General features: G+C 45.3%; 16 protein-coding genes and 1 pseudogene. 8 read left to right on the forward strand and 9 right to left on the reverse strand.

Annotated features, from left to right (window positions below; all coding sequences use genetic code 11):
* Positions 1-15 precede the first annotated feature (15 nt).
* The 4 genes from trpCF to ACX5KA_RS20035 are packed head-to-tail and all read right to left on the reverse strand — an operon-like array spanning position 16 to position 4,759.
* Positions 16-1,425, reverse strand: a complete 1,410-nt coding sequence (trpCF, locus tag ACX5KA_RS20020) for a bifunctional indole-3-glycerol-phosphate synthase TrpC/phosphoribosylanthranilate isomerase TrpF (RefSeq protein ID WP_458732042.1) — start codon at positions 1,423-1,425, stop codon at positions 16-18.
* Positions 1,418-2,449 (reverse strand): anthranilate phosphoribosyltransferase, encoded by a 1,032-nt coding sequence (gene trpD, locus ACX5KA_RS20025; protein WP_039216290.1) that lies wholly within the window; start codon positions 2,447-2,449, stop codon positions 1,418-1,420. Before trpD ends, trpCF begins: the two co-directional genes overlap by 8 nt.
* Complete coding sequence (locus tag ACX5KA_RS20030; protein WP_101563971.1) at positions 2,442-3,074, reverse strand: aminodeoxychorismate/anthranilate synthase component II; 633 nt, start codon at positions 3,072-3,074, stop codon at positions 2,442-2,444. Before ACX5KA_RS20030 ends, trpD begins: the two co-directional genes overlap by 8 nt.
* Positions 3,071-4,759: an anthranilate synthase component 1 gene (locus ACX5KA_RS20035; protein ID WP_458732043.1), complete on the reverse strand. Its 1,689-nt coding sequence runs from the start codon at positions 4,757-4,759 to the stop codon at positions 3,071-3,073. The genes ACX5KA_RS20030 and ACX5KA_RS20035 overlap by 4 nt, the downstream gene beginning before the upstream one ends.
* A gap of 278 nt (positions 4,760-5,037) precedes the next feature.
* On the opposite strand from ACX5KA_RS20035, the gene ACX5KA_RS20040 reads away from it, so the two are divergent.
* The 6 genes and pseudogenes from ACX5KA_RS20040 to dkgB all read left to right on the forward strand — a co-directional run bounded on the left by ACX5KA_RS20040 (position 5,038) and on the right by dkgB (position 10,391).
* Positions 5,038-5,895: a PHP domain-containing protein gene (locus ACX5KA_RS20040; protein WP_039216287.1), complete on the forward strand. Its 858-nt coding sequence runs from the start codon at positions 5,038-5,040 to the stop codon at positions 5,893-5,895.
* A gap of 239 nt (positions 5,896-6,134) precedes the next feature.
* Positions 6,135-6,755 (forward strand): L-threonylcarbamoyladenylate synthase, encoded by a 621-nt coding sequence (locus ACX5KA_RS20045; RefSeq protein ID WP_014948946.1) that lies wholly within the window; start codon positions 6,135-6,137, stop codon positions 6,753-6,755.
* A 224-nt stretch (positions 6,756-6,979) separates the two neighbouring features.
* On the forward strand, positions 6,980-7,843 hold the full coding sequence (locus ACX5KA_RS20050; RefSeq protein ID WP_458732044.1) for a segregation and condensation protein A: 864 nt from the start codon (positions 6,980-6,982) through the stop codon (positions 7,841-7,843).
* Positions 7,830-8,423, forward strand: coding sequence for an SMC-Scp complex subunit ScpB (gene scpB / locus ACX5KA_RS20055; RefSeq protein ID WP_014948948.1), 594 nt, complete (start codon positions 7,830-7,832; stop codon positions 8,421-8,423). The genes ACX5KA_RS20050 and scpB overlap by 14 nt, the downstream gene beginning before the upstream one ends.
* Before the next feature lie 40 nt (positions 8,424-8,463).
* Complete coding sequence (gene rluB, locus ACX5KA_RS20060) at positions 8,464-9,360, forward strand: 23S rRNA pseudouridine(2605) synthase RluB (protein WP_377946651.1); 897 nt, start codon at positions 8,464-8,466, stop codon at positions 9,358-9,360.
* Positions 9,361-9,588: 228 nt separating this feature from the next.
* Positions 9,589-10,391 (forward strand): annotated as a pseudogene (dkgB, locus tag ACX5KA_RS20065) (2,5-didehydrogluconate reductase DkgB).
* 223 nt (positions 10,392-10,614) lie between these two features.
* Here the strand turns inward: dkgB and ACX5KA_RS20070 are convergent.
* Together ACX5KA_RS20070 and ACX5KA_RS20075 are read right to left on the reverse strand one after the other, a co-directional pair.
* Positions 10,615-11,178, reverse strand: coding sequence for a sugar O-acetyltransferase (locus ACX5KA_RS20070; RefSeq protein ID WP_458732045.1), 564 nt, complete (start codon positions 11,176-11,178; stop codon positions 10,615-10,617).
* Positions 11,179-11,219: 41 nt separating this feature from the next.
* On the reverse strand, positions 11,220-11,891 hold the full coding sequence (locus ACX5KA_RS20075; protein WP_458732046.1) for a DUF4097 family beta strand repeat-containing protein: 672 nt from the start codon (positions 11,889-11,891) through the stop codon (positions 11,220-11,222).
* A 507-nt stretch (positions 11,892-12,398) separates the two neighbouring features.
* On the opposite strand from ACX5KA_RS20075, the gene ACX5KA_RS20080 reads away from it, so the two are divergent.
* Both ACX5KA_RS20080 and ACX5KA_RS20085 read left to right on the forward strand, forming a co-directional pair.
* Positions 12,399-12,893 carry an arsenate reductase family protein gene (locus tag ACX5KA_RS20080; RefSeq protein WP_458732047.1) on the forward strand — a complete coding sequence of 165 codons (495 nt, stop codon included), beginning with the start codon at positions 12,399-12,401 and terminating at the stop codon, positions 12,891-12,893.
* Positions 12,894-12,905: 12 nt separating this feature from the next.
* Entirely contained in the window at positions 12,906-14,192 is a 1,287-nt protein-coding gene (locus ACX5KA_RS20085) for a DUF445 domain-containing protein (protein WP_458732048.1), read from the forward strand.
* Positions 14,193-14,312: 120 nt separating this feature from the next.
* Here the strand turns inward: ACX5KA_RS20085 and tmpT are convergent, their stop codons facing one another.
* The 3 genes from tmpT to recN all read right to left on the reverse strand — a co-directional run bounded on the left by tmpT (position 14,313) and on the right by recN (position 17,237).
* Positions 14,313-14,966, reverse strand: coding sequence for a thiopurine S-methyltransferase (tmpT, locus tag ACX5KA_RS20090; protein ID WP_458732049.1), 654 nt, complete (start codon positions 14,964-14,966; stop codon positions 14,313-14,315).
* Positions 14,967-15,070: 104 nt separating this feature from the next.
* Positions 15,071-15,427, reverse strand: a complete 357-nt coding sequence (locus tag ACX5KA_RS20095; RefSeq protein WP_012517879.1) for an outer membrane protein assembly factor BamE — start codon at positions 15,425-15,427, stop codon at positions 15,071-15,073.
* 124 nt (positions 15,428-15,551) lie between these two features.
* On the reverse strand, positions 15,552-17,237 hold the full coding sequence (gene recN / locus ACX5KA_RS20100) for a DNA repair protein RecN (RefSeq protein WP_458732050.1): 1,686 nt from the start codon (positions 17,235-17,237) through the stop codon (positions 15,552-15,554).
* Positions 17,238-17,345 lie beyond the last annotated feature (108 nt).

Below are 17,345 nucleotides of genomic sequence, written 5' to 3' on the forward strand. Positions count from 1 at the left end.
TGTCCTGTATTTAAATTAGTAACGGCGGCAAATGGCAAAAAGCGCGTCGAGTTTTTCTTCGCTTTTCACGCCGGGTGCGGTTTCTACGCCTGAATTCACATCAATAGCACCACAGCCGGTTGCAATAGCTTCTGCAACATTCTGGGCGTTAATACCGCCAGCAAGCACTAACTTATGCTTCGCTTCGATATCGTTTAATAGCTGCCAATTGAACGCTTCGCCTGTACCGCCTTTGGCATCACCCACTTGGCAATCTAGAAGAACACGGCTTACTAGGCTATTGTTTAAGTGTCTGTCCACTGCGTCTGGTAGTGCGCCAGAAGAGGTTGCTTTAACACCTTCGACTTTCCAAATTTCACAACCTTCTGGAAGCTTGGCAGCAAGCGCTGAAATGTAGGTGTCATCTTCGCTGCCGTGAAGCTGCACGGCAAAAAGGTTGAGCGAGGCGGCGAGTGATGCCACTTCATCAATGTCGTGATTAACGAACACACCAACAAAAGCAACGTCAACGCTTTGTGTTATGGTCAAAGCCTGTGCTTCGCTCACACAGCGTGGCGATTTTTCAGCGAAGATAAGCCCGCCAAAGCTTGCGCCTTTATCGAATGCTATTTGTGCTTGTTGGGGGCTGGTAAGCCCACACACTTTAACTGCACCATTCACTAACGTTTTTACTGCGCGCGGCAGGTCAGCCTCGGCCATTAACGCACTGCCCACCAAAAAGCCTTGGGATACAGGCGCTAAACGAAGTACGTCTTGGTGTGTGTATATGCCCGACTCTGAAATAACCACGTAGTCGTGCGTGGCTTTTTCAAGCATGGGCACAAGGCGTTCTGTGGTCGCTAAATCGGTAGAAAGGTCGCGTAAGTTGCGATTGTTGATACCAATGATGTTGGCTTCAAGAGCAATAGCGCGCTCCATTTCTTCTTCATTACTTACTTCGGTAAGAATGTCTAACGACAGAGCATTGGCAACGCTTGCCAACTCGCGATATTCGTCATCATTTAGCACACTAAGCATTAAAAGCACGGCATCAGCATTATAGTGACGGGCTAAATACACTTGATAGGTATCAACGAAGAAATCTTTGTTAAGCACAGGCTGAGCAACACGCTCAGTAACATAAGCTAAGTACTCAAATTTACCTTGGAAGTACTTCTCGTCTGTCAGCACAGAAATACCGGCAGCATAAGGCGTGTAAGCTGCTAAGATCTCGTCTAAATCGAAATGCTCTCGAATAAGGCCTTTTGAAGGCGATGCTTTTTTGCATTCGAAGATAAAGCCTGCGTTTGGCTCACTAAGTGCCGCAAATAAACTCTTTTTGGAAGAAACTAGATTCGCCTTGAAGCTTTCTAGCGGCAGTGCTTCTTTGCGTGCGGCCACTTCTTCTCGTTTGTCTGCAACAATTTTCTCAAGCACATTAGCCATTCGTGCTTACCTCCTGAGTAATTTTGGCAACCTTCGTTAATAACTGCATGGGTAACCCTTCCGCCATAGCGTTCATCGCCATTTCAGCCCCTTCTTTGAAGGTTGAGGCTTTGCCGGTTACTTTCAGCAGTGCCCCGCAGTTCATGGCGATAGCGGCACGGTGCGCCTCTTTACCTTCGCCGTTTAGCGCTGCTTCAACAAATTGTCTGTTTTCTTCAGGTTCACCGCCTTCAATCGCGGAAAGAGGATAATGAGGTAAACCGAAGTCTTTAGCGGTAACGGTAAGCTTGCGAATATCGCCGTGCTCAAGGTCGTAAATCATTGATTCGCCGTGAAGCGCCAGTTCATCCAAGCCATCGCCATGCACTATCATTGCGCGGTGTTGGCCAAGCAGCATAAGGGTTTTTGCGTAAGGTTCAAGCAGTTCAGGCGAGTATACGCCGAAAACGCCGTGAGTTGGACCCGCCGGGTTTGCCAGCGGCCCCAGTATATTAAATAAGGTTCTGGTCTTCATCGCAGCGCGCACGGGGGCTGCGTGGCGCATACCGGCGTGATAAACCGGTGCAAAAAGAAATGTGAAATTTGCTTCATCTAAGCACTTGCGGGATGTTTCTGGGCTAATTTCTAAATTAAGACCAAACTGGCGAAACAAATCAGCAGAGCCAGACTTACTCGATACACTGCGATTACCGTGTTTCGCCACCTTCACGCCACAAGATGCGGCAACTACACCGGCTGCACTGGAAATATTAATGGTGTTGTGGCCATCACCGCCTGTGCCAACGATATCTGCAAACTCATAAGACGGTGTGGGAAAGGGCAGTGCATTGGCAACCATGGCACTCGCTGCACCCGCAATTTCGCTAGGAGATTCTTTTTTCATTTTCAGCGCAGTCAGCACTGAAGCAATCATCACTTCGCTTTGCTCACCGTGCATGATGCTGTTAAACAAGCTGTATGCTTCGGTTTGCGACAGTGATTCTCGCAACATAATTTGTTCTAGTAGAGGGCCTGCGTTAAGCATGGTTCGCTCCCTGTAACGTTAAATAGTCAATACTTTGCTTTAACAGCAAACTGCCGTGGGCTGTTAAAATAGATTCTGGGTGAAATTGGAAACCCAACATGCGATCTTCGCTGTTGTAAACTGCCATTACGGCCTCACTGCCGTCATCGTTTATTGTAGATGCGCAAACAGTAAGGTTTTCAGGCAATGAATGTGCCACTAAAGAGTGGTAGCGTGCTACATGTAAGGGCTGCTGTAAGCCTTTGAACATGGCGTCTTCAGAATGGGTAATAGCAGAAGACTTGCCGTGCATAACTTGGCTGGCGCGACCTACGGTGCCGCCGTAATGCTCAACAATAGCTTGATGGCCTAAACAAATACCAATTACGGGGAACACACCGTGTACTTTTTTAAGTAGCTCAGGCATACAGCCGGCTTCACTTGGTGCGCCTGGACCTGGTGACAACATAAGAAGCACTGGGCCTTTCGTTGCTTGTTCCTGCATTCTTTCAAACAGAGCATTTGCTGAAACCGTGTTGCGATAGACCTTAATGTCTAGGTTTAAGGTGCGCAGTTCGTCCACAAGGTTGTAGGTAAATGAGTCTACATTGTCGAGCAAAAATAGGGTGGTCACTTGCTGATTCATGCGTCGCCTCCTTCATTTAATGCAACGTTGATACTTTCAGCTTCTTCTTGTAGCGCTGCTTTTACTGCACCAATTACCGCTTGTGCCTTAGCGCGGGTTTCATCAGCTTCAGCTTGTGGAACCGAGTCATATACTACACCTGCACCCGCTTGAATATAAGCCGTGCCGTTTTTCACAAACGCTGAGCGAATGACTATACAAGTGTCCATGTCGCCTTGACCATTCAAGTAGCCAACCGCGCCGCCATAACTGCCGCGGCGTTTTTTCTCTACTTCGCGAATTAACGTCGCAGCGCTTACTTTTGGTGCGCCAACCAGGGTGCCCATGTTCATGCAGGCTTGATAAGCGTGCAGTGGATCTAAGTCGTCACGTAGCTGGCCAACCACGCGCGACACCAAGTGCATCACGTGTGAGTAACGGTCAACTTTTAGCAAGTCTTTCACATAGCGCGTCCCTGGGCGACTCACCTTTGCCACATCGTTTCGGGCAAGGTCAACCAGCATAATGTGCTCAGACTTTTCTTTGGTGTCTTCGCGAAGGTTAAGCTCAATACGGCTGTCTAAATCTCTGTCGATACTGCCATCAGGGCGCTTGCCGCGTGGACGGGTACCGGCGATAGGGTAGATTTCTACCTGATTACTTTCTCTTTCGTATTTAAGCGCTGATTCAGGAGAGGCACCAAATATGCTGAAAGCGGCATCTTGCATGTAAAACATGTAAGGGCTTGGGTTTGATTCTTTAAGTTTAGCGTATGCAAGTAGTGGCGACGGGCAGGGGAGAGAGAATGTGCGCGAGGGCACAACCTGAAAAATGTCGCCGGCTAAAATGTGCTGTTTTAAGTCCAACACATGGTTGCAAAACTGTTCATCACTTAAATCAACACTCACTTCAACGCTTGGGTCAAAAGAAGAAAGTGACTGTCCGCTTTGTGCTTCACTTTCTACATCAGTAATTCTTACTGTCTTTGCACCCACTAGTACGGGCTCAGCGGGCATATCGTGTAGCTGCTGATGAATGGCTTCTAAGCGCTGCGCAATGGCAAAGTATTGCTGGGCAACGTCTTGTCCGCTAAAAACACTGCCAATTAAATGGGTCTCGCGGGTTTGGTGGTCAACGGTAATTAAAGTTTCTGCCAGGTAAAACACAAAGTCGGGACAGTCATTTTCACCTTCTGCAACGTCAGGTAATTTTTCAAAGCCTGCTAGCATGTCGTAGGCAAATACACCGCCTAAGAAAACCGCGTGGGGATGTTGGCGGATTGGCGTAATCTTATTGATAACAATGCGAAGCGCGTCCATTACGCTTGCTGCCTTTAAGCGGCTGTCTTCGTCAAGCTCGCCGTCGGCTTCATCACATACCATCGTAATTGAAGTGTCTGTCCTTTCTTTGATGTGTAGGCCGTCAGGGGCGTGGTCAACAAATAAAGGTAACACTGAAGCGCCGTTGCCTGTCAGTGCTTTCACTTCAACGCGGTTGCCCCGGCATTCCATGCGCAGTGCTGCGTCAACCATTAACAAGCTTTGTAAATCGTCTTTAGAATCAATTTCTGCCGACTCTAAAAGCAATGCGTTATTTTTATTGTCACAAAGGTGGGTAAATGCGGCAAGTGGATCATCGACATAGTGTCCCACCTGCTCAATTGTCTCTACCTTACCTGGAGAAATCCCCAGTTCCGCTAAACTCATTTTTGCTACTCTCCAACTGCAAAAAGACAAAAAAAAGGCCCGTATAAACGGGCCTTTATGTGTATTCATTCACGCACTACAGTGCACACCGCCCGTTAAGTTAGGGAGTGCCACCACCAAGCTGCAACTGTCATTGCTGTTGAAACATTGTATGAATGCATGAATTACTCGTTGTTTTTCCAAACTTCAATAGGATTTGAAGCGGTTAGTACGTATACTTTATGTGTATAGAAGAAAACAAATTGCCCTTTGTGTCAACCTAAAATTTGCATAAGACATTGAAAATAGATCTACACAGTCATACAAAATTCTCTGATGGCCACCTAACGCCAGAAGAGTTAATCCTTCGTGCGCACACCATGCAGGTGGATGCGCTTGCCGTTACCGACCACGATACGGTAGCCGGTTTGGAAGAAGCACATGCTACCCAATCGAAGCAAAAACGTGCATTAACCATTATTGATGGTGTTGAAATTTCCACCACTTGGCACAGTTTCGATATCCATGTAGTTGGATTAAATGTGGACAGACACTGCCCAACGTTTCTTGAGCGGCTGCAAGGCCAGTCTCAAACCCGAGAAGCCCGAGCTGAAAAAATTGCTGATAAGCTCGAAAAGTGTGGGTTTGAAGGTGTTCTAACGCGAGCAAAAGCGCTAGCGGGCGTTGGCCAGGTGACACGGGCGCACTTTGCGCGCGTATTAGTAAACAACTACGGTGTGCCAAGTATGGACGCCGCGTTTAAAAAGTATCTTGGCAAAGGCAAACGAGCTGCAGTTAAAGCAGAGTGGCCAAGTATTGAAACGGCTATCGAGTGGATCCACGATGCAGGTGGACAAGCTGTACTGGCTCATCCCGCTCATTATGATATGACAGCGAAGTGGCTACGGCGCTTAGTGGCCTTGTTCGAACAAGCTGGTGGTGACGCCATTGAAACCGCATTTCCAGGTATTAATAAAACCAAACAAGAGCTTATTAATGAGCTTGCACAAACCCATCAGTTGTTAGCATCGGCGGGCTCTGATTTTCACTTTCCGTCTCGTTGGACTGAGCTGGGTAAGAACCTCGGCATTAGCAGTAAGCTCACACCCGTATGGCATAATTGGAAACAATTTGAAGGGCAGATGGCCGAGAGCTAAGGCAATCTAATTTGCAACGCTCTCGGTATAAATGGGCAAGGTAAGGCAAATGGTTCACGTACGGTTGATGAGCGCTATAGCTACTTAAAATGCCGAGAGTTGGTTGGTAAAAAGCTCAAAAGCTAATTTAACCAACGAGTTTAACCAACGAGCTTAACCAGCAAGCTTTACGAGTGGACAGACACTTACCTCGTTGGCAAAGTAGTATCGTTCTGCGCGTTTAAGAAAAGGAAGTAATTATGAGTCAATTTTTCTATGTGCACCCCGACAACCCGCAAAAGCGCCTAATTAGTCAGGCTTGTGAGTTAATTCGAGAGGGAGCAGTGGTGGTGTATCCGACAGACTCAGGCTACGCCATAGGTTGCCAAATGGAAGACAAAAAGGCGCTTGAGCAGTTGTGTCGTATTCGTCAAATCGATAAAGATCACAACTTTACCTTAATGTGTCGAGACATGTCTGAGCTATCAATTTACGCAAAGGTAGACAACACGGCGTTCAGGCAAATTAAGAACAACACACCAGGGCGTTACACCTTCGTGTTGAAAGCGACCCGCGAAGTACCAAAGCGTTTGCAAAACCCTAAACGTAAAACCATTGGAATTCGCGTGCCCGATAACGCCATTGCACTTGCATTATTGGAGGAGCTGGGCGAGCCATTGATGTCTACGTCCTTGATTTTGCCAGGCAATACCATGGCTGAATCAGACCCAGATGTCATTCGCGACAACTTAGAAAAGCAAGTAGGGCTTATTATTCACGGTGGTTACATTGGTGAGCAGCCCACTACCGTGGTTGATTTGTCGGAAGACACGCCGGTAATTGTGCGACATGGCACGGGCGATCCGTCTCCCTTCGAGTAACTTTCGTTTTACTGTTTTTTTGAACAGATTGTTGTAGATAGCCTATTTTAACTAGTTTCTTTTGCTTGTTGCAGGTGAAAGTTATAGTAGGAAACCGTAAGCTATGTTGCGAGGGCCTGTAGCGCTTCGGTTTGCAGCGAAGCGCTGCAAGTTCTCGCGTGAACGCGTAAATAATAATATCAATAATCGCCGCTTTGTTAGCGCGTAAAAACGGTTGTGGAACTGTGTCAGAGCTTGTTGAAGACAATAATAACGATAATGACGCCTCTGTTGAGAAGGGGCTTTCGACACCTGTTCAGCAGCCGTTGCCACTTGCGTTTATTAATGGCGAAGCGCTAATTGAAAAGCCTGAAGATCTCTTCATTCCCCCCGATGCCCTAGAGGTCATATTAGAAACCTTCGAAGGGCCGCTCGACTTACTACTTTATCTGATTAGAAAACAAAAGTTTGATATCACCACACTGCCCATCGCCGATGTTACCAAGCAGTATATGGAATATGTGGATGCCATGATGTCGCTAAAATTAGAGCTGGCGGCAGAGTATTTGCTGATGGCAGCCATATTGGCAGAAATTAAGTCCAGGCTTCTACTACCCAAACGCAGTGACGATTCTGACGAAGAAGAAGATCCTCGAGCAGAGCTTATTCGCCGATTAAAAGAATACGAGCTAGTAAAGCAAGCGGCAGAAGATTTAGATGTTCAGCCTAGACTTGAACGGGATATTTTCACCACTCACGTTGAGCTAAGTGAGAATGTGGCGCCAATTCGCATTGAGCCCGATGTGTCTTTAGCTGAAATTGTATTGGCGTTCAGTGCGGCCATGAAGCGCGCTGAAGCGTTTGAACACCATACCATTGCACGGGAAGCACTGAGCACGCGAGAGCGCATGTCTCTCATCTTGTCGTTACTCACAACAACAGAATATACGCCACTTGAACGCCTATTTACGGTTGAAGAAGGTAAAGCTGGCGTAGTGGTTTGCTTCTTAGCAATTTTAGAATTAGTAAAAGAACAGCTAATTTTATGCATTCAGGCAGGTCCTTATGCAAAAATTCATGTAAAATTAGGTGCCCATGAAGAAAATTAACACGGCGCAGCTTAAACAATTGGTAGAGGCAGCAATATTTGTCGCTGACAAACCTATTTCAAAGCAGCATTTAAAAGAAACGGTACTCAATGAGTTTACCGTCGCTGATAGAACCTTGAGTAAGGTGATTAACGAGCTAAAGTTAGACTATCAGCCAAGAGGCATTCAACTGGTGGAAGTAGCAAGTGGCTATCGCTTTCAGTCGTTAGATGCATTAAGCCCGTGGTTAAGCAAATTGTGGCAGGAAAATGCGCCAAAGTATTCTAGAGCAATGCTCGAAACCTTGGCACTCATTGCCTATCGTCAACCTATAACCCGCGGAGAAATAGAGCAGGTCAGGGGCGTGGCGGTAAGCAGTAATATTATAAAGACACTCACAGAACGAGACTGGGTAAAGGTAGTAGGTCACAAAGAAGTGCCTGGGCGACCAGCGCTTTATGCAACTACCAAAGGCTTCTTAGACTATTTTTCGATGACGTCGTTGAGCGATTTGCCCAATGCTGATGCTTTCGAAAACATGGCTGAAAGCGTTGCGTCAGACTCGCCGCTTAAGGTGTTAAATGAGGCACCGTCTGAATAGACCGTGCGACCGTAAACAAGCAATTAAAGAGTGAAAACCCATGACTGAAAAGTTGCAAAAAGTACTGGCTAACCAAGGGCTAGGCTCGCGACGAGAAATGGAACGTTGGATTGAAGAAGGCCGAGTATCGGTCGATGGCACCAAAGCAACATTAGGAGATAGAGTCGATCACACTGCACAAATCCGTGTTGATGGTCATTTGCTATCTCGTCAAACAGAACAGCCAATTTGCCGAGTGTTGATGTACAACAAACCCGAAGGTGAATTGTGTAGCCGTCACGACCCTGAAGGTCGCGATACGGTATTTGACCGTCTACCCGCTATTCGATTAGGGCGCTGGATCACCGTTGGTCGTCTAGACATGAACACCAGTGGCCTGCTGTTATTCACCAACGATGGTGAACTAGCCAACCGCCTAATGCACCCAAAATGTGAAGTAGAACGCGAGTACGCAGTGCGTGTATTCGGTGAGGTAACGGGCAAAACGCTACATACCCTTCAAAAAGGTGTAGAGCTGGAAGACGGCGAAGCAAAGTTCCTGACAATTTCAGGGGCGCCTACGCCGCAGCATGCTGAAGATGAAAGCATGAACCGTTGGTACAACGTAACGTTGAAAGAAGGACGTAATCGCGAAGTGCGTCGTCTTTGGGAGTCGCAAGGCGTGCAGGTTAGCCGCCTGATCCGTGTTAAGTATGGCCCAATTGAACTGCAAAAGCGTCTACCGCAAGGTGCGTGGGTAGAACTGGGATTAGAAGACGTGAACGCGCTTCGTAGCCATGTTCAATTGCCGGATGAAACGCAAACTATGGTTAATGTACGCCAGGGTAAACTTGACCACGCGCGATTAAGCCGCATGCGTCGCTCGGTTAAAAAGCATAAAGTGCGTAAGCAACAAAGCTTGAATAAACGAGCTGGGCGTCCCGCCAAACGTAAGTAATGTCTTATTTATCCATCACGTGTAAGTGATTACTCAAAGCCGCAAGCGTTCGCTAGCGGCTTTTTTATTTTAGCGACGTGTATTCTTCAACTTAGTCACTAAGTTAGTCACCCATTTAATTCTGATTTCAGTCTCGATGATTACGATCTTCTTTCTAAGCGATGGCGTAGCAAAGTGTGAAGCTGCTACGTCAAGTAGGGTAAGACCAACACGGAAAAGGAGAGAGTAATGAAAGATATGCCTCAGTTAGGAATGGGAACGTTTCGATTGAAAGGTGAGGAGGCCCGTGAGTCAGTCAGTAAAGCGCTAGAGGTTGGTTTCAGACACATTGACACCGCACAATTTTATGACAACGAAGCACAAGTTGGCGATGCCATAAAACCAGCGGGCTTGATAGAAGCGAACTATTTGTCACCACCAAGGTGTGGCACGAGTCATTGGGCGATGCTCATTTTATTCCAAGTGTTCACGAAAGCTTAGAAAAGCTGAAGCTAGACTATGTTGATTTGCTTCTTATCCATTGGCCATATCCTGGCAATGATATTTCACTCGAAAGTTACTTAGGCAATCTTGCAAAGGCGAAAGAGCAAGGGCTTACTCGTCATATTGGGGTGTCTAATTTCACTATTGATTTGTTAGATAAAGCCGAAAAGGTTCTTGGTAAAGACGAGATTTACACCAACCAAATTGAAATCCATCCTTTCATGCAAAATAAGAAAGTTGTTGAAGCGTGTAAGGAAAAAGGCATAAAAGCGACTGCATATATGCCATTTGCTGTAGGAAAAGTAATGAAGGACGAAACGTTATTGCGAATAGCGCAAAACCACGATGCGACGCCAGCGCAAGTTGTTCTGGCGTGGATGGAGAAGCGTCACATTTACGCAATCCCTTCATCAACCAGTAAAGTACACTTGGCAGAGAATTTAGCTTACGGTGGTGTACATTTAACTGATTCAGAGCTCGCGCTTATTGATGATCTTGATAACGGCGACCGAATTGTAAACCCAGATTTTGCTCCAGACTGGGATTAACACTTTATTGGACACGCTTGTATTTAGACTTCTAACAGGGATAGCGTTTAATTTTACCTAGCTCTGTGTACTAGGCTAAAGTCAGGGGCCGCCTTTGAGGTACTAATGGCGGCCCTTGAAGAGTCATTGAATTACCGGTTCAGATTAAATCGATAGATGTGACTTGGTATGGACTCGTGTAAAGGTGTTTTTAAGGCATGTGATACCGAAAACATCATATGCTCTATTCGGCTTGCTCTATTTCTTTGATGACTTTGGCAGGGTTACCACCTATGACCACATTGTCGCCAAAAGACTTAGTTACCACCGCGCCAGAGGCCACAACCACATTGTCTCCCAACGTTACACCAGGATTTATCACCGCCATGCCACCAATCCAGCAGTTGTCGCCAATAGTTATAGGCTTGGCAAACTCGATGCCAGTTGCCCTTTGTACCGGATCTAACGGGTGCGTAGCGGTGTACAAACCGACTTGAGGCGCAATCATGCAGTTATCACCTATCGTGACCTTCGCTGCATCTAAAATCACACAATTGAAGTTAGCAAAAAAGTTCTCGCCTACGTGGATATTTTCGCCGTAATCGCATTTGAATGAAGACTCGATGTAAAGCCTTTTTCCAGTACTACCAAACAGCTCTTTTAATATTCTTGTACGCTTTTTGTGGTCGCTTTGACAAGTTGCGTTGAGCTCGTCTAATTGCATACGGCATTGCTTTCGCAATGCCGATAATGTTTTGTCTGACGGATAGTATAAATCGCCAGCAAGCATCTTTTCTTGTTCAGTCATGTCATTCCGAAACGTTAGGCTTAGATATTCGAGCCGATACGTTACTGTGCACCACCGTAGCTTACAATGACTTTTTGCTTTAACTCATCACTTTCAATGTCGAGGTTAACAGGGCGATGCAAAACAATGCTGCCGTTTACAGTAACCGATGCACTAATCGATAGAGTAGGTTTGTTATCAGATTTTTTGCCCCAAGCGCTTTCACTTTCCTTATATACGATGTCGCCTAAAACGTGAGATGAGCCAGATAAAGTGACATCACCGTTAAGTGTTTTGATGTGGTTTTCAATGGTTGTATCAACGGCTGTTATGTCTCCATTCACTGTTTCAACGCTACCACCAATTGTACTTTGCGTAGGAAGCGTAACATTTCCATTCACGGTCTCTACACCCTTGAGCACATTGAGGTGTGAAGCTGCACTTACATCGCCATTTACAATGTCGATATTTCGGACAGACACATGGCTACCCATTTCAAGATTGCCGTTAACGATACTGACTTCATCCGCGCCACCATGATCGCTAATTTCCACATTGCCATTAACAGAAGAAATATCACCAGCGTGTTTCCCTTCAGCTATGTCAATATTGCCTAGAATAGAACTGAAATCGCTGCCTTCTAATGCGCTAGCGTCGCCAACATGGATAACGCAGCCAGTAAGCAAAGAGGCTGAAAGCAACATAGCTGCACTAGCAATAATAGACTTTTTCATATTCTTATATCCTTGATTGTTTCATAAATACTTAATAACACGCTTTAACGGTATTGATATCAAACACAAATTTTGTTGTGCATTTATAAAATACATATCACGTATCATGCCACTCTTAAAAAGCATTTAAAATCAAAAGGTTAGTTTAATATGCTAAAGGGGGAGACTGCATCAATGGTGTAATAACTAATTTTATAGTTTCATCTGCCACCGGATGGCGAATTTGACCATTTTGTACCACATGGCTCTAAGCTCAGAAGGGATTTCAGAAGGGGACAGACACTCGCTTGAAGAAATTATTTAAAGAAATGGACAGACACTCAATGTGAATACATCTTTTTGGTTACAAGCTGCTTTTTTGAGTGTGTGTCCGAGAAGTACAGGTAGCTATTTGAGTGTGTGTCCAACGAGTACAGGCAAGGTTTTAGCCTTTGCGAGTGTCTGTCCTCGAATTTTAATAGTATGTTGGCATATGTGGTTTTTACTTTTTGGTGAGGTTAGGTGGCGATGATAAAGATTTATCACAACCCAGAGTGCGGCACGTCTAGGAATGTACTGGCGGTGATCAAGGCCGCTGGGTATGAGGTGCAGGTTATTGAGTATTTACGTGTTGGGTGGGAACGTGAACAACTAACTTATTTGTTGAATGCAGCTAACCTTAACCCTCGACAAGCGCTTCGCACAACAAAGTCTCCTGCTGCTAAATTAGGGTTACTTGATGAAACAGTGAGTAACGAAATCATCTTTGAATTGATGCTGGAACATCCTGTTTTAGTGAATAGGCCTATTGTTTGCATTCCCGAAGGTGAACACGAAAAAGCAGTTTCTTTACCTCTTGGGAGAGTTGAAGGTAATTCCTATTCGAATAACGCAAAAGAAACAGTGAAATTATGCCGGCCAAGTGAAGCTGTACTGGATATTTTGCCTGTATGGCCACAAGGCCCTTTTGCTAAAGAAGACGGCACACCAATTATAGACCAAGATGGTAAACGAGTAATTTAGACGGAGTAGTTTATGCAGGACAAGTACACGCAATTGAATAAGGCTAAAAGGCTTGCATTGGCCTGTTTGATTTTTGCCGCAAGTGTATTTGTTTTAACGGTTTTACTTCCCAAGTTTTATCCAAACGTGCAAGGAGCATGGTGGTTGGGGCTTATTAAGATGGCTAGTGAGGCGGCCCTCATCGGTGGTCTAGCTGACTGGTTTGCAGTGACGGCATTATTTAAGCCAATTCCAGCGAAGTACCCCATTCCGCACACCAATATCGTGGCTAGTAACAAGTCTGTTATTGCTAATAACCTGTCATTGTTCGTTAAGGAAAAGTTCTTTCATCCTGAAGCAATAGAGAAGCTAATTCGGGACAGCGACCCTGCTAAGGGCGCGGGAAGGTGGTTGTCACAGGATAGGAACGCTACCCGTTTAAGTCGCTTTCTATGTGATGCTTTTGCAGGTGTTCTCCGCGTGCTTGATGATAAACCTGTTAAAGCATTTATCACTAAAACAGCACAGAAGGGCATTAACCAACTTGATCTTAGACAGTTGATGGCGACCTCATTGGGCGCTGTGACGAAAGAACGTCAGCACCAGGTTGTCCTTGATAGAGTGCTGGGAAAACTGGCCAAACTGCTCGCAGAGCCAGAAACCCAAGTTTATATAGCAGACACTTTAGTGGTTTGGTTGAAAACCGAATACAGTCGTATTGAAAAGTTATTACCCTCTAGCTGGTTAAGCGAGCAGGGGGCGTTAATTGCAGTTAAAGCTGTTTCAAGCATCTTAGAAGATATATATGCGGATGAGCACCACCCCATCCGCCATGCGTTTGACGAGCAAGTACATGAATTTCTTTATGAATTACAGCACAGTCCGCTAATGGAGAAAAAGGTTAACAACTTCCGCGAAAAAATTATCAACGACCCAGCGTTAAACGCATACGTTCAGCAGTCATGGGCTAAGTTTCATCAATGGTTGTTAGCGGCTCTTGAAGAGCCAAATGGTAAAGCTGAAACCAAAGTATCTGTCCTTCTAAAGGACTTGGGCACTACGTTAACGCAAGATACAGAACTAGCAAAGGCGTTCAATAACCACATTGGAGAAGCAGCAAAATATATGGCGCCTGAGCTGGCTGAATTTCTAACACGTCACATACGCGACACCATCAATAGTTGGGATGAACGTGAAATGGCACAGCAGGTGGAGCTAAACATTGGTCGCGATCTTCAAAAAGTGCGCATTAATGGCACGATTGTAGGCGGGCTTATAGGTGCGTTATTGTTTGGCGTAGAAGCGTTACTTGGCCTCTAGCCGCAATTTAACGCAATGCCATATGGCATTGCTTGACCCTCGCTTTGTAACTCTAAGCTCGGTATAAACTGCATTTTGTTTTAAATAATATTTGTCGGCCACAAAAAGCAAGAAAAACGCCTATTTTGCCGTTAGTGCAAACACCAAATTATCAGCGTCTACTTTGCCTTTCAAACCGCCTTCAAGCACCGAGCGCTCTAACCTTTGAATGTTGTAGTCCGCTGAATAAAGAGCGTCGACGGTTTTTTCGTTTACGCTAAAGGGAGGGCCGGCCATTTCATTCTGGTCATACTCGAAAGAGATGATTAGCTGGGGGGCGCATTGAGTAATGGTCATTAAATGCGCAGCATATTGCTCGCGAAGCGGGCTAGGCAGCGCGACTAAAGCGGCTCTATCGTAAATGCCCGTAACGTCACCTAAGTCGCTTGATGTAAGTTTGAAGATATCACCTACGTAAATGGTTAAACCGTCTTTAGCGTAAATTTTACCGTTGGAAGTAGTGGTCACAGTAGGCTCTACACCTAGCTCTTCAAACAGCTGTATGATAGCCACTTCGCTTAGCTCAGCACCTACCACCTCACAACCTTGGGAAAGTAGCCAGCCGATGTCGCGGGTCTTCCCGCATAGCGGAACAAATATGCGTTTCAAAGCTGAGTGTGAGTTTTCAACATCCAACAGGGAAGAGGCATATTTGATAAGAAGCGCATTCCCTTCAGGTTCGTGAAATCCAATCTCGTTCTTTTGCCATTTACTGTGCCAAAAACTATGTTCCATATAAACCTCAAGTAGGTAAGCGATATATCTCTAAAAAACAGGCGTTTTTATGAAGGGTACTAGAAACAAAAAAGGTAGCGAGAAACGCTACCTTTTAAACAAAATTAGTTATCAAGCGGTGTATTGAAGTCTTCAGATAACTCGAAGTCACCTTCAACCGTTGTCACTTTGTTGTCTACAAAGTTAATCACCATTTGCTTTTGAAAATCTTCACCACGCTTTTTCATACCGCGCTTCATATCGTAAACGTAGTACCAAGTGTCATCGTCGAATGAGTCTTGAACAACAGGGTTACCTAGCACATAAATAACCTGTTCTTTTGTCATTCCAACGCGCAGCTTTTCCACATCTCTTTGATCAAGGAAGTTTCCTTGAGGAACGTCGATTCGATAAATCCAGTTCGAGCAAGCGGTTGATGTAAGTGTGATACCAAGAATTACTAATAGGTGTTGCAACTTCATGCGTTAATTTGTCCAGTATTGCCTTTGTTAGTGTCAATGAACTTCGCTGAAACGAATTTCGAGACTGTTTTATTGCAAGCGCGAAGGCATGCTACATTGACAACTATGACCAATCAACTGCATTTTAGTTCGATGCTGCGCTTTTAAGCAGTTCTTTTGCATTCGCTAGCGCCGATTTGGTTACTTTATCACCGGCTAATAGTCTTGCAAGCTCATCGATCCTGTCTTGCTTAGTCAGCGCCAACATCTGGGTTTCAGTACTTTCCCCGTCGGTAAGCTTGGTAACAAACAATTGATTATGTGCCTGTGCCGCTACTTGAGGTAGATGGGTAACACACATTACTTGCGATTGTTTACCTAATTTACGTAAAAGCCCGCCAACGATTGATGCTGTTGGGCCGCTAATGCCCGTATCGACTTCATCGAAAATCATAGTAGGGGTAGCGTGATGGCCGCTCGCGATTACCTGAATAGCCAGTCCTATACGAGAAAGTTCACCACCTGATACGACTTTTTCTAATTTGTCTGCATCTTGACCAGGGTTGGTAGACACTTTAAATTCTACGGTATCTAGACCTGTGCTCACCGGCTTCTTAAGTTCGTCGTATTGAATCTGAATATCCACTTTTGCGTGGGGCATATTCATTTGGCGAATTTGCACTTCAATATCTTCGCTTAGCTTACCAGCAGCACGTTGCCTGCTCTCAGAAAGCGCTTTGGTCGCGGTTAAATACGTTGCTCGTGCTTCTTCTACTTCGCCTTCAAGCGTACCTAACAGTGTTTCCTGTTCCGATAAAGCATTGAATTCGGCGGCTAGCTCTTGATGATGCTGATAAAGTCCTTCTGGCATTACAGTATGTTTACGGGCAAGTTCCATCGCCTTCGCATAGCGCGCCTCAACTTGCTGTAAGCGAAGTGGATCGATCTCTAAGTGATCGCAGTAGCTACGTAGCTCTCCTGCCGCTTCTTCTACTTGAATTGCTGCATCATTAAGCATGGCAATGATTGGCGTTAAACTAGCGTCGTGCGCTTCTAACTCACCTAAACGTTCAATACTGCTTTGTATAACCGACAGTGCATTGCCTTCATCGCTTTCATATAAATTGTATACGCTGGTCTGGGCTTGCTCTAAAAGGCTTTGCCCGTTACTAAGGCGTTTGTGCTCTATTTCTAACTCTTCAAATTCACCCTCTTCAATGGCGAATTCATCAAGTTCTTGAACCTGATAAGTTAACAGCTGAATTCTGTCTTCGCGCTGCTGGGCTTGTTCTTGAAGCGCCTTTAACGTGCGCTGCTTATCACGCCAAAGAGAGTAGGTTTCTCTAACTTGCGCTAACATGTCGTCGTGCTTAGCGTAACCATCGACTAATTCCCTTTGATGGTCTTCTTTCAGCAACTGTAGGTGAGTATTTTGACCGTGAATGGCCAACAAAAACTGGCCTAAGCCTTTTAACTGCTGAAGTGAAGCGGGAATACCGTTGATAAACGCTTTTGAACGGCCTTCCTTCGAAATAACTCTGCGAATAAAGCAGCTATTCTCATCTTCATCTGAGGTGAGCTCATGTTCATCGAGGAAGGCTTTAGCTAATACATTGCCGTTTAAAGAAAAGTGAGCAATGATCTCAGCTTTTGCACTACCTTTTCGCACCGCATTTGCGTCGGCACGCTCGCCTAAGCACAAGCTTAAAGCGTCAATAGCGATGGATTTACCTGCACCGGTTTCACCGGTTATAGCAGTCAACCCGTTTTCCAGTTGAACTGATAATTGTTTTACAACAGCAAAATTAGAAATAGAAAGATGCGCTAACATAACCACACTCGAATAAGTTGAACATGATGATATATACAGTAACTGATAATATATACAGTATTTTTATTGTGTAAAGTTAAGTTGCAAAAAATTTATTTAAAAACAACC

It is taken from the genome of Alteromonas alvinellae, from assembly GCF_902705805.1.